The organism is Veillonella sp. (assembly GCF_018381775.1).
In the GTDB taxonomy this organism is placed as follows: domain Bacteria; phylum Bacillota; class Negativicutes; order Veillonellales; family Veillonellaceae; genus Veillonella.
The window spans coordinates 1-12,742 of the sequence record NZ_JAGZRH010000016.1; the positions used below are offsets into that span (position 1 = coordinate 1).

11 protein-coding genes are annotated in these 12,742 nt (G+C 38.4%); 1 reads left to right on the forward strand and 10 read right to left on the reverse strand.

Going from position 1 to position 12,742, the window contains the following annotated elements:
• Positions 1 to 183: 183 nt before the first annotated feature.
• The 9 genes from KH109_RS08950 to KH109_RS08990 all read right to left on the reverse strand — a co-directional run bounded on the left by KH109_RS08950 (position 184) and on the right by KH109_RS08990 (position 9,957).
• Positions 184 to 720: a flavin reductase gene (locus tag KH109_RS08950; protein WP_295218859.1), complete on the reverse strand. Its 537-nt coding sequence runs from the start codon at positions 718 to 720 to the stop codon at positions 184 to 186.
• 21 nt (positions 721 to 741) lie between these two features.
• Positions 742 to 1,323, reverse strand: a complete 582-nt coding sequence (locus KH109_RS08955) for a hypothetical protein (RefSeq protein WP_295218862.1) — start codon at positions 1,321 to 1,323, stop codon at positions 742 to 744.
• 1,040 nt (positions 1,324 to 2,363) lie between these two features.
• Entirely contained in the window at positions 2,364 to 3,620 is a 1,257-nt protein-coding gene (locus KH109_RS08960; protein WP_295218865.1) for a hypothetical protein, read from the reverse strand.
• Between the two features lie 41 nt (positions 3,621 to 3,661).
• The gene (locus KH109_RS08965) at positions 3,662 to 4,909 is read right to left on the reverse strand and encodes a hypothetical protein (RefSeq protein WP_295218868.1); all 1,248 of its coding nucleotides are present in this window, start codon (positions 4,907 to 4,909) and stop codon (positions 3,662 to 3,664) included.
• Positions 4,910 to 5,496: 587 nt separating this feature from the next.
• Entirely contained in the window at positions 5,497 to 6,072 is a 576-nt protein-coding gene (locus tag KH109_RS08970; protein WP_295218871.1) for a TonB-dependent receptor, read from the reverse strand.
• Between the two features lie 57 nt (positions 6,073 to 6,129).
• Positions 6,130 to 7,386: a hypothetical protein gene (locus KH109_RS08975; protein WP_295218874.1), complete on the reverse strand. Its 1,257-nt coding sequence runs from the start codon at positions 7,384 to 7,386 to the stop codon at positions 6,130 to 6,132.
• A gap of 128 nt (positions 7,387 to 7,514) precedes the next feature.
• Positions 7,515 to 8,084, reverse strand: coding sequence for a hypothetical protein (locus tag KH109_RS08980; RefSeq protein WP_295218877.1), 570 nt, complete (start codon positions 8,082 to 8,084; stop codon positions 7,515 to 7,517).
• A gap of 8 nt (positions 8,085 to 8,092) precedes the next feature.
• A complete protein-coding gene (locus tag KH109_RS08985; protein WP_295218881.1) occupies positions 8,093 to 8,665 on the reverse strand; it encodes a hypothetical protein in 573 nt (190 codons plus the stop codon).
• Between the two features lie 35 nt (positions 8,666 to 8,700).
• A complete protein-coding gene (locus KH109_RS08990; RefSeq protein ID WP_295218884.1) occupies positions 8,701 to 9,957 on the reverse strand; it encodes a hypothetical protein in 1,257 nt (418 codons plus the stop codon).
• A gap of 727 nt (positions 9,958 to 10,684) precedes the next feature.
• On the opposite strand from KH109_RS08990, the gene KH109_RS08995 reads away from it, so the two are divergent.
• Positions 10,685 to 12,100: a sodium:solute symporter family protein gene (locus KH109_RS08995; RefSeq protein ID WP_295218887.1), complete on the forward strand. Its 1,416-nt coding sequence runs from the start codon at positions 10,685 to 10,687 to the stop codon at positions 12,098 to 12,100.
• Between the two features lie 82 nt (positions 12,101 to 12,182).
• Here the strand turns inward: KH109_RS08995 and KH109_RS09000 are convergent, their stop codons facing one another.
• A complete protein-coding gene (locus KH109_RS09000; protein WP_295218890.1) occupies positions 12,183 to 12,740 on the reverse strand; it encodes a hypothetical protein in 558 nt (185 codons plus the stop codon).
• Positions 12,741 to 12,742: the final 2 nt, after the last annotated feature.

Below are 12,742 nucleotides of genomic sequence, written 5' to 3' on the forward strand. Positions count from 1 at the left end.
AAGCAAAAACAAAATGGATGCCCCCTGTGAAATACAGGGAAGCATCCATGTGTTTAGGCTAGTAAATAATATGTGTCCAGGAAAATGGGTACATATCACATGGGGCTGCCTTTTTTGTATGCCAAAATCGTTTTAGCTATATTTTGTTTTCATCTGTTGAGCTATATTTTGTTAATCTATAACCTATTTCTCTATAGCCTCAACTACTTCGCCGATGTACATATAGTGCGGTTCCCAGCGATCTTTACCAGCTTGAGTATACATAGACGGATTTGCTGCATAATATTCCTTTACGCTATCCGCTAGGTGAGCTTCATCAAATTGATGTTCATACAGTTTTTTACATACAAATGTTAAATCTGCTTCTTTGAAAGTCACTCCATCGCCTGCTGCAACTGGTGTTAGCCCAGAGTTAGCTACCTTATCTTCGTTGCGACCAGAATGAGAACCCAAATAACCTAGAGCCTTACGTTGGCTTTTAGGGAAGAAACTAACTGTAAAGGTATCGTATTTTGCCATGAATTCTTGCGTATAGCGAGCTGGATGGATGTACACAGTCACCGTAGAAATGTCGCCACCATTAGGGCCCCACACGTTACCCATGCTGCCCCAGCTAACTGTACATGTATTGAAATCCTCAAGCGTACCGGCCGTAACAAGAGCCCAACGCTCTTCAAACATGGTAAATGCTTTATAATCCTTCGTTTCAAATGGTTTCATAATAACCTCCGAACATAAAAATTACTTAACAACAACCTCATCAAAATGTTCTTTATACACTTCATAATACACCGCATCAGCGATATCGTAAAACTCTTTATTTAGAGAATCTTTCACAACGGGTCTGCGTACAAAAGCACCTCGACTGATAGCCCTAGGCATTCCATCAAAGTCAAAGCGACTAATTTCCTCTTCATCGCGCATAATACCTGGGTTAGACCACATATCTTCATTCATATTCGCATCAGTAGTAATCGCCGTTGTCCCTTGCTGTTGCGCCCGATAGGCCTTGCTAGCTGCTGAATTGCTACTGTCATAGGTGAAAGTCATGTCCTTAACGGTAATCACTTTCTCATCATTCCACTGATATGCTTTATATACCGTCGCCTTGATCGTATAAATAGGCGGCTCAAAACCGATTACTTTCACCGTATTCACGTCAATATAGGACGCACCACGCTCGTCTACATTAGGAATATCCGACACAAACTGGGATACCTGCTTAAACTGCGGCTGAGACGTAAGCTCCTCAATCGTAATTGCTTGGGCTGGGATGGTGAAAGCAAGCATAAGCCCTAGAGTTATTAAAAATCGATATAACATATATCCTCTCATCTTTCTAAACTTTTACAACATAAATAAGCACAACCTTATTAGCATAAGTATACTATGCAAATAAGACTGTGCCTATTATCTATTATTTATCATTTATAGTTTAGATTGTATAGGAGTTATCTCTATTAGTACTTATAAGATTTATCTCCATTTGACGATATATATCTTTATCCCTATAATATAAGTAGATAGTCAGACGAGTCGTAACGTCAGGCTCATCTCTAGTTACACAAAAGCATGAAGAAATGGCCTTTCAGTTATCTAGTTACACTAGGCAACGGAGGGCTATTTGTCTTTTGTAAGACAAATAAGCGCTATTAAGGCTCCAAAGGCAATAACAACCGTTATTACCTGTAATAAGAGCATGATTATTTCATAATCACTCATAGGCTTATCCCTCCCTTCAAAAACGAAGAGAGGCCCAACCTCGTCCAACTATCCTAAGTCTATTATAGAACGAACTAATATGCGATACAATAAGCATTATATTATATAAATATACGAATAAACTAATAAAAGCTGAGCTACTTAATCAACATAGTAGCTCAGCTTTTTAGTTAATTTAACGTTGCATAGAAGATTAAAAATCTACTAATGGAATACTTAAAATAATGGAACCTGTAATTAAGATATACACCACAAGACATAGTTTTAGCAAAAGCAGTAAACTGCCAAATAGGACTTTATAGATAGGTGCTTCCTCTTGCTTAGATCGTATCCAGTCTTTAATCTCATAATATATTTGGGGCTTATTAAAAGCCGGCGGTAATCGCTTACACCATAGAATAAGCCACAGAATACAACATATATTACTAAAGAGAAAGAATAGAAATAGTCCGAAATCCTCTAATGAATATACTTTCAATACATAAATATAATAGAGTAGCTGAGTAAAGGTCTCTACAAAGTTAATCCATAGATAAACAAGATAAGCCTTAAACAAAAGCACTAATATAATTTTGATATATTTAAGTTTACTCATTGGCTCTCTCCTATCTAATACCATACAAACTTTAAAACTAAATTTCTTATTGAGTTAATATTCCAATCCATTTCATATACCACGGATTAAAAATTGGATCTGCATCAAGTTTCTTTTTATGGGTATCACTTACACGCCATTGAGTTTCTTTTCGTAAGCTTTCAGCATTATCAAACCCTGCATACTCAACCATATCGCGCAATTGTTTATGTTTATACAAAGATTTGCTTTCATCATAATCAATGCGATAACTATAATAATATTCAGAATCCTTTGTATAATGGCGCAAATAGGACTCACCATTAGGTTTGTATCGATCAATTAAGAATCCTGGAAGACCATTATTCCAAACTGTTGCATACTGTGTAGGAGCCTCAAGGTCACCATATGTATTCAAAAAGGATAAAATTTGTTTTCTTGCCAAGCTTCTATCAGAAAATTTAGGATCTATTTTATATCGTAAAATCCGAATCTTAATTCCTGCATCTTCATAAGTACGAACCTCATATTTATTATCTTCCAATGCTTCGTTCACCAGCTTAGCCTTTTTAGGAATACGATAACTGAAATTATCCCAATGCTTAACATGGCTATAATTATCTAGCCCAGATAAAGGCTCAATAGACGGAATAATATAATTACTCATTACCACTTCAGCTATTTTATCTTGGTATGGTTCCTTCACATCACCACCCCCAAGATATGTAATTCCATAGGTAGTGTTCGTGTTCTTAGGCGTAAACTCTGTATACATCATATGTGTTTTCGCTTTAAGAATTTTCCAAGATGCATTCTCTAAGCCCGGATATGTATATACCCCCTCATTATGCACATGCTTACTAAATTCTTTGGCGTGTGGTGTCCCCACCATTAAAATGCTTGTATAACCACGAACTACAAATAAAGGTGCTTCACTTGATTTAGATTCAACTGTATCTCCACGCAAGCTAATATTTGGTACAGATAAACGTATATTATACTTTCCTTCATGAAGTAAGATGACAGTAGATTGTGAAAATTCTCCTAATTTATAGGGCTTAACAATATCTGGTTTTTCCTTGAAAATCTTATACATACCTGACTTAGGTTCTTCTTGATTCTCTTGTACTTGTATCCTAAAAGCTTCAGCTTCTTTTTTGGCATTCTCATTAATATGGGAATAATTTTCGTAAGCATTGGCAGGAATGCTCGCATCCGCACCTGGAACTGGTGGTTGCCACTTTGGCACTTCGATCTGTACAGCACTTACATTTATAGTGAAAGCAGCTGCTAATACCATCATGAGTATACTTTTACGTAACATAAAACCTTCTCTCCTCTAAGTTTTACAACACAGAAATACACTTACTTTTTATCTTTCTTGGTCTTAATTTTATTACTAATATTAATAGTTTTCTTTCTAAGTAATTTTACATTACCAAAGTCTGAGAATTCTACCGTATTTCTTAATTGTATATGAGAGTACGGAGCAGCTCCATCAGTATAGAGTAAATAAATAGCATAATAATATTTATCATCTCGAAGAACTCTATGAATTTGAGATTTCTTGCCCTTCTGATAATTATCAATCATATAACTTGGCACACCATTGTTCCAAACAGAAGCAGATTGAACTAATGCCTCATTAGATAATGGTTGGCCTACTTTAGATGCATTAATAACCTTTTTAAAAGAAAAGTTACCATATAGATTATCCACTTTTACAGGCCATCTAAGCACAGAAAATCTTGCAGCAGGTCCTACATACTCTCTAACTTCAGTCGTAGTATTATCCAGATTTCTCTGAGCTTTCAACTTCATTCCCTTCGGAATCCGATATGTTAAATTTCCCCATGTAATCGTTTCACTATACGAATTCATATCATCCAGAGAGTGAATGGACGGAATGATATAGTTACTCATTACCTGTTCCATTTTTTCTGTAACAGGATGATTCCTGTAAGCAATTCCAACGATATATGGTCGATTTGGCTGTTCTTTAAGACGTACTACAGCACCCATCATAGGATTATTTTGATTTAAGAATTTATCATTCATAAACCAGGTCCCCTCTGCTATTTCTGGATATAAGAATTGCCCTTTCTGATCAGCTTTTGTCTTAACAGTATCAAGAATATCTGTTACATTAGACCCCAACATAAAGAGTGTGTTTTGCTCAGTTAAAAGTTGTAAATCTTCTTTCTCATTAGAACGACTACCAGACAAATAGTCCCCTGCTAATATGGCTGCTGGCATACTAGCACGAATATTATTATCTTGATCATGTAACAAGATTACCGTTGATTCATTTGCGGCCAAATTTATTTCATTATAGCCCCGTTGAGCCTCTGCATCTAACTTGTCCTTTGACAACTTACCATTAGCAACCATTTTATCAAGCTTATCTTGGTATTTTGCCTTAGCCTTAATAATATCACTAGATTTATAATTACTAAGATCACCTGCCCGATAATTCTCATATGCATTGGCAGGAATACTCGCATCAGCACCTGGCACAGGTGGCTGTCCGGCTGGAACTTCGATCTGCACAGCGCTTACATTCATGGTGAAAGCAGCTGCTAATGCCATCATGATTATACTTTTACGTAACATAAAACCCTCTCTTCTTTTCTTCTCTCACATTTATAACATAAATAAGCACAACCTTATTAGCATAAGTATACTATGCAAACAAGGTCGTGCCTATTATTAATAATTTTATAATTTAGTATATAGGATTTACTTCTAATTGATATGTATAAGATTTATCTCCATTTGACGATATATATCTTTATCACTATAATATAAGAAGATAGTCAGACGAGTCGCAACGTCAGGCTCATCTCTGAAAACAAAAAAGCTTGAGAAATGGCCTTTCAGTTATCGAATCATCTAAGATAACGAAGGGCTATTTGTCTTTTCCAAGACAAATAAGCGCTATTAAAGCTCCAAAGGCAATGACAACAGCCATTACTTGTAAAAGGAGCATGATTATTTCATAATCACTCATAGGCTTATCCCTCCCTTCGATGACGAAGAGAGGCCCAACCTCGTCTAACTATCCTAAGTCTATTATAGAACGAACTAATATACGATACAATAAGCATTATATTATATAAATATACGAATAAACTAATAAAAGCTGAGCTAATTCTATAACTAAATAGCTCAGCTTTTTTGTGCCTGTTATTCCAATATAATCATCTATAAATCAAAATTTTACTGACTTTATCGCCTTTTTGTTCAAATTGTATGCCGTGCATAATATCAGTCCGATAGCGATATTTCCCATAAAACCATCGATTGTTAGAATCCACTAAATCAGGTCTACCATATACATTGAGAACTTTTCGCATGGAGTCGCCTACGGCAATGCCTCTATGTGTAGTAGCATCACGATTCTCGATCATCATATATGTAACGATTGGCCCTACACCATCCATTTTTAAATTGCCAAATGTAACACCACCATAGGTAAGTCCTCTACTAGTTTCTTTAGTAGGCTGTCCTAGACTAGCTTTCACACTATCAAATGTATTACCTAATGAAACCCCGAGAATCATCATATCCTCTTCTGGCAAAGTATCCCCCACAACTTGCCCGCCTGCATAATGAGTATATTGCTCAGCTTTTGGCCAATCATAAGACTGTTTTGCTGCATTTGTTTCAAGACGGTCCCAAGTTTTGCTCAGCCAACTTGCATCTGTCACATAATTATAGCCACTTACCAATTGCAGACCTATAACAAACCCTGTAATCAAATATTTTCTTTTCATGCTCTCTCTCCTAAGCTAACTTATAAACAACTCAAACTAACTATTTTATATACAATCTTATTGATTCAACAGTTTTACCCACTCCATATACCAAGGAATAAATATAGGGCCACTTTCTAGTTTCTCTTTATAGCGTCCATCTTCTCTCCATTGTGGATCTTTTCTAAGTTGGGCCACATCATTAAATCCTACATATTCAATCATATCTCGCCATTGTTTATGCGTATAAGATGTTTTACTTTCATCATAATTAATACGATAACTGTAAAAGTACACAGAATCTTTCACAACATGACGGAGATAGGATGCGCCATTAGGCTTGTAAGAATCAATCAAAGAGCCTGCGATACCATTATTCCATACAACTGCATATTGTGTAGGGGTTTCTAAATCATTATATTTTTTCAAATAAGAAAGTATGGAACTCTTAATGACCGTTCCATCTCTTTTTTCACCGAGTATTGAGGTACGCACTACACGTATTTTAGCCCCTGTATCTTCATAGGTTCTCACATCATATTGACTATTTTCTACAGCCTCGCTCACTAGATTTGCAGTCTTCGGTACACGATAGCTAAAGTTCCCCCAATGCTCGACGCGACTATACGTATCTAATCCAGATAGCGACTCTATGGATGGAATAATATAATTACTCATTACTACTTCTGGTGATTTATCTTGATACGGATCTTCCGTATTAACCCAACCGCCATAAGTAATTCCATAGATAGTCTTTGAATCATTCGGTGTAAACTCCGTATACATTATATGAGCACTGTTTGACATGAGCTTCCAAGATGCATTCTGCAAACCAGGATAATTATATTTGCCTTCCCCTTCAGCATATTTGTTAAGCGCTTTACCATGTGGTGGCCCTACCATTAAAAATGCACTAAGACTTCGAACAGCAAATAACGGACCCTTTCCTGACTGAGACTCTACAGAATCACCACGGAAGCTAATATTTGGTAGGGACAACCGAATATTCTTATCCCCTTCATGAATCAATACAACTGTAGACTGAGAGGAATTGGCTAACTCCAATGCCTTAGCAAATCCGGGGCGCTCACGATACAACTTATCCATCCCCGATGCAGGATTTCCTGGATGCGATTTTATATATTCGCTATAGTCCTCTGCATTCTGCTCTGCTACTTTATTAATATGACGATAATTTTCATAAGCATTGGTGGGAATACTTGCATCTGCCCCTGGTACAGGTGGTTGTCCAACTGGAACTTCGATCTGTACAGCGCTTACATTCATGGTGAAAGCAGTGGCTAGTACCATCATAATTATACTTTTACGTAACATAAAATCCTCTCTTTTTCTCTCACATTACAACAAAATAAACACAACCTTATTAGCATAAGTTTTGTGAGACAAATAAGCGCCACAAGTGCTTCACTAATAAAAGCCATTCCAGTACTATTCATAAGCTATCACGGCTCATCATCATAGGCAATGCCATAGGCTTTTTTATACATCAAATTAGGCAATTTATATTTTTCATCACCAAATTCAGCAGGTAGAATCATAGCTTTTAGGTTTTCTGCATATACACGTTGTTGGCGAATCTGTCCATCATTATAATAGGTACCGCCATCATTAACATTTCCAGTGATTCCTGAGTTTCCTTGTTTTGCACGCCAAATAGAGATATATGGAGTCTTATCACCTTGTTTGAAACTTTTATCATGAGCATTAATCAAATGGCGCAAAGAACGATCCATTTGGTAATCGTATTGTACTGAAAGTCCTTGAATCATATTCGCAGCAGGCATGGAAACATAAATGTTGGCTTCGATACGACGATGGCCATTTGGCGCCGTTACAGACTTAACAGATGAAAGATCCAAGTATTTTCCATCTCCTCTTCCAGAGTCAGCACTCGAATCGATGTGTTCAAATCGCTCTGAGTTTAATAAGTCAGCCTGTGATACAGCTTGTCCTTGCATCGGTACTATGAGGCACATTAATAACCATAGTGAAAGTAAATACATGCGTTTCATCATCCACCTCACTGTACCACAATATCATCAAAATGATTCTGATACACGGACATAAACATAGCATCCGCTATATCATACATAATAGTATTATTGCGATTAAATGGGAACTTACGCGTATCGTTTACATAATGCATTGGCTTTGTCGCCCCATCAAAGGTATACTTCGCTACATCTACCTCCGTCATAGCCAAACCAGACTTACTTTCACTAGCCTCAATCAAAGCCATCATAGATGGACTTGGATTCATTATACGAGACGAATGAATAAGGGTCGCTAACGAATAGTTTGTATCATAATCCACGGTGAGCTGTCTCTCATCGATGGTAGATTGATAAGATGTATCCATCACTACATAGTAGGTCCCACGCAAGGAATACTGTGGTGGTGCATAGCGAAGAGCTTCAATAGAATAGGTGTTTAAATAGATATACAAGCCACCACTCTCCATGGGACCATTCATCGATCGAGTATGAACCAACTTAAACTGTGGTGATGTCTTCAACTCCTGATAGGTGATTGCCTCTGTGGGCATGGTGAAAGCTAGCAACACAAGGGCTAGCAACAAAATACGTTGAACCATAAAAACCTCTCTCAAACTAAATAGTCAAATACTACTTATTTACTCAATAGCTTAACCCATTCCATATACCATGGAATATAGATTGAACTATTTTCAAGACTCTCCTTATATGTCCCTTCTTCTCGCCATTGTGGCTCTTTACGTAATCTTGCAGCATCATCAAAGCCTACGTATTCAATCATATCTCTTAGCTGCTTATGCGTATACGATGTTTTACTTTCATCATAATTAATACGATAACTGTAAACATATACAGAATCTCTCACAACATGACGAAGATAGGATTCGCTATTAGGCTTATAAGCATCAACCAAAGAACCTGCAATCCCATTATTCCATACTACTGCGTATTGTGTGGGTGTTTCTAAATCACGATATTTATGTAAAAAATATAGCATTGGGATCTTAATAATCGTTACATCTTTCTTTTTGTCCTTAATTGAGCTACGTATTACCCGTATGTTAGCTCCTGTATCTTCATATAGTCTCACATCATACACCCCATCTTCAACGGCTTCACTGATCAACTTAGCCGTTTTAGGAATACGATAGCTATAATTTCCCCAATGCTCAATTTGACTATAATTATCCAAGCTAGATAAAGACTCTATGGATGGAATAATATAGTTACTCATCACCACCTCAGGTGCTTTATCTTGATATGGATCTTCTGTATTAACCCATCCACCATAAGTAACTCCATACGTTGTCTTTGTATCATCCGGAGTGAATTCCGTATACATTATGCGAGAATTGTTTGACATAAACTTCCAAGATGCATTCCTCAACCCTGGATAATTATATTTTCCTTCACCATCAGCATATTTACCAAGCTCTTTACCATGAGGTGGTCCTACTACTAAAAACGAACTGAGACTCCGAACAGCAAATAATGGCCCTTTTCCAGCCTCAGTTTCTATCACATCACCGCGGAAGCTAACATTTGGTACGGATAATCTAATATTGTTATTCCCTTCATGAATCAATACCACTGTAGACTGCGAATAATCTGCAAGCTCCAAAACCTTAGCAAAACCAGGGTGCTCCAAATTTAACTTATCAAAGGTAGATGGAGGATTTGTAGACTTTGATTTTACAAATTGACTATATGACTCTGCTTTTTTCTCCGCCACCTCATTAACATGACGATAATTCTCATACGCATTAGCAGGAATACTCGCATCAGCACCTGGCATAGGTGGCTGTCCAGCTGGGACGTCGATTTGTACAGCGCTTACATTCATGGTGAAAGTAGCCGCTAATGCCATCACGATTATACTTTTACGTAACATATAACCCTCTCTTCTTTTCTTCTCTCACATTTACAACATAAATAAGCACAACCTTATTAGCATAAGTATACTATGCAAACAAGGTCGTGCCTATTATTAATAATTTTATAATTTAGTATATAGGATTTGCTTCCAATTAATATTTATAAGATTGATATTTATAAGATTTATCTCTATTTGACGATATATATATTTATCCCTATAATATATATAGATAGTCAGACGAGTAGTGACGTCAGGCTCATCTCTAAATCAGTAAAAAATTAGGAAATGGCCTTTCTGTTTACTTAGCTACCATGCGGTAACGGAGGGCTATTTGCTTTTTGTAAGGCAAATAAGGGCTACTAAGGCTCCAAAAGCAATGACAATAGCCAAGACTTGTAAGAGGAGCATGATTATTTCATAATCACTCATAGACTTATCCCTCCCTTCAAAAACGAAGAGATACCCAACCTCGTCTAACTATCCTAAGTCTATTATAGAACGAACTAATATACGATACAATAAGGAACGAATAATAGAGATATACAGATAAATGCAAAACGCCCGTCATTGACGGGCGTTTTTTGTTCCTACTATATATACATTCTCCACGCTCCAAAGAAACTCCTCTTTGTAATTTCCCCTGTTTTTAGGGATAATTAAACTATACTTGATATATGCACCGCAAGTAGTAAGGGTGATTTAGTATGTGTCTCTAACTAGTTTGTAGTTTAGGAGGTGGCATATGGACGCTTTAACTATTATATGGGTCATTGTTTGTGCCTATTTATTACTGAATTTATTGGTCGGCGTGTATTGTCATATTCGTGTAAAAGATAGTACTGACTATCTACTCGCAGGTCGTCGTATTGGGGTTCTTATGACGGCAGGCACGTTAGCAGCTACGGAGATCGGTGGCGGGAGTACCGTTGGTGTAGCCGCGAAAGCGTATGGTTCTTGGGGTTTATCTGCAGGTTGGTACGTAGTTTCTGCAGGGATTGGGGTTATTCTCGTTGCATTCATCGCACCGCTTTTACGTCGTGCTATGGCAACAACAGTGCCAGAGATCATCGGTCGTCGCTTCGGTGGCTCTAGCCATTTAATTACGTCTATTCTGTCCATGCTAGCAACGATTACATTAGCCGGCGTACAGATTACAGCGACAGCAACTATTATTAGCGTTCTCACCGGGCTTTCAACAGAGATTGCCATCCTCATCTGCGGCGCAGTTCTCGTAATTTACACCATGTCCGGCGGCATGTGGAGCGTAACGATGACGGACGTTATCCATTTCTTCGTTCTCGTTGGTGGCTTCTCCCTCGCTGTGCCGTTCGTCTTGCACAATGTGGGCGGTTGGGAATCGGTAGTGGCAAAATTGCCACCTGAACAGCTCGGCTTTACTAAGGTTGGTTGGAAAACCATCATCGGCCTTATTATCATGTACTTCATGACCTTCTCCACTGGCCAAGAGTCCGTTCAACGGTATTTCGCCGCGAAGGACGAAAAAACAGCCGTTCTCGGCTCTATCATCTGTGGTATTATCATGGCTCTATTTGCCTTCGTTCCTGCCGTGTTGGGCCTCGTGGCATTGGCTGAGTTCCCGAACATCGAGGCGAACAACGCGGTGGCAACGGTAGCGCTTAATCTCATGCCTCCAGTAATGGCAGGCTTCGTTATGGCCGCCGTCGTATCGGCCACGCTTTCATCAGGCGCAGGCGACCTATTAGGCGCCGCTACTGTATTTACCAAGGATATTGTGGAACATCATTTTGGTAAAAGCCTCACTGATGCTCAGCTCACAAATTATAGCCGTCTATGCGTGCTATTCCTCGGCATCATTGCCATCGTGATTTCCCTCGTAAGCAAAGCCATCATTCCGATGCTCGTATTTGCTTTCACCATGAGATCCGCTGGCCCATTCGCCGCATTCCTACTAGGCCTCACTTGGAAAAATGCAACAGCTGGCGCTGGCATTTGGTCCATCGTGCTCGGCTCTATCGCAGGCGTGTACTGGGAATTCGTGGGCAACCCATACGGCATTATGTCCATCATCTTCGGTTCCATCGTGAGCCTCATTGTCTTTGTGGCTGTGGTATTCATTGAAAGATCCATGGGTAAACCACCAGCTCCACCGGCTATACCTGATGATTTAAAAGAATAACTAAAAAAATAATGTAAGAGAACATTCTAAAAGAGTTCTCTAAAGAAAAAACTCCTATCGGCTAAGCCAATAGGAGTTTTTCTTATTTTCCCACTACATCATCAAATTGTACGCCATACATCCGTTCATACAGCCGATTAGCCAAGAGGTATCCTGCAAAGCCAAAGTCTACAGGGGCCGTTGCCATTCGTCTGTCTCTTGCTTCGCTTTGTGTATCATACCGGTTCCCATCTATATGATATTCTTTGAAATCAACAACACTAGATGTGATACCTGAGTTCTTTTGTTTAAGCAGCCATAGGTCTTTATAGGATCCTAATTGATGAGATTCTAGTTTCTTTATGAGACTGGCAAAGGACTTCTTTGTATCAAAGGCATACAGAACCTGCTTTTCCTGAATCACATCACCAGCAGGCATAAGTACATACTGTGTGAGGGCAATTTGCTTGGTTCCATTCGGCCCGTTAGAGGCCTTGATGGAGTTCTTATCTATATAGGTGCCATCACCATTACCGCTTTCACCAAATCCATGAAGCATTTCAAAGCGGCTCGTATTTTGTAATTCTTGCATGGACATGCTGTGCGCGGGCAACACACAAGACAGCGCCAATGCCATTGCTATATATAGTACTTTCATCATGG

Bases quoted from the DNA above. Each gene is read 5' to 3' on its own strand.
- KH109_RS08990 (WP_295218884.1), bottom strand. From the start codon at position 9,957: ATGTTACGTAAAAGTATAATCGTGATGGCATTAGCGGCTACTTTCACC.
- KH109_RS08950 (WP_295218859.1), bottom strand. From the start codon at position 720: ATGAAACCATTTGAAACGAAGGATTATAAAGCATTTACCATGTTTGAA.
- KH109_RS09000 (WP_295218890.1), bottom strand. From the start codon at position 12,740: ATGATGAAAGTACTATATATAGCAATGGCATTGGCGCTGTCTTGTGTG.
- KH109_RS08985 (WP_295218881.1), bottom strand. From the start codon at position 8,665: ATGGTTCAACGTATTTTGTTGCTAGCCCTTGTGTTGCTAGCTTTCACC.
- KH109_RS08970 (WP_295218871.1), bottom strand. From the start codon at position 6,072: ATGAAAAGAAAATATTTGATTACAGGGTTTGTTATAGGTCTGCAATTG.
- KH109_RS08980 (WP_295218877.1), bottom strand. From the start codon at position 8,084: ATGAAACGCATGTATTTACTTTCACTATGGTTATTAATGTGCCTCATA.
- KH109_RS08995 (WP_295218887.1), top strand. From the start codon at position 10,685: ATGGACGCTTTAACTATTATATGGGTCATTGTTTGTGCCTATTTATTA.
- KH109_RS08955 (WP_295218862.1), bottom strand. From the start codon at position 1,323: ATGTTATATCGATTTTTAATAACTCTAGGGCTTATGCTTGCTTTCACC.
- KH109_RS08960 (WP_295218865.1), bottom strand. From the start codon at position 3,620: ATGTTACGTAAAAGTATACTCATGATGGTATTAGCAGCTGCTTTCACT.
- KH109_RS08975 (WP_295218874.1), bottom strand. From the start codon at position 7,386: ATGTTACGTAAAAGTATAATTATGATGGTACTAGCCACTGCTTTCACC.
- KH109_RS08965 (WP_295218868.1), bottom strand. From the start codon at position 4,909: ATGTTACGTAAAAGTATAATCATGATGGCATTAGCAGCTGCTTTCACC.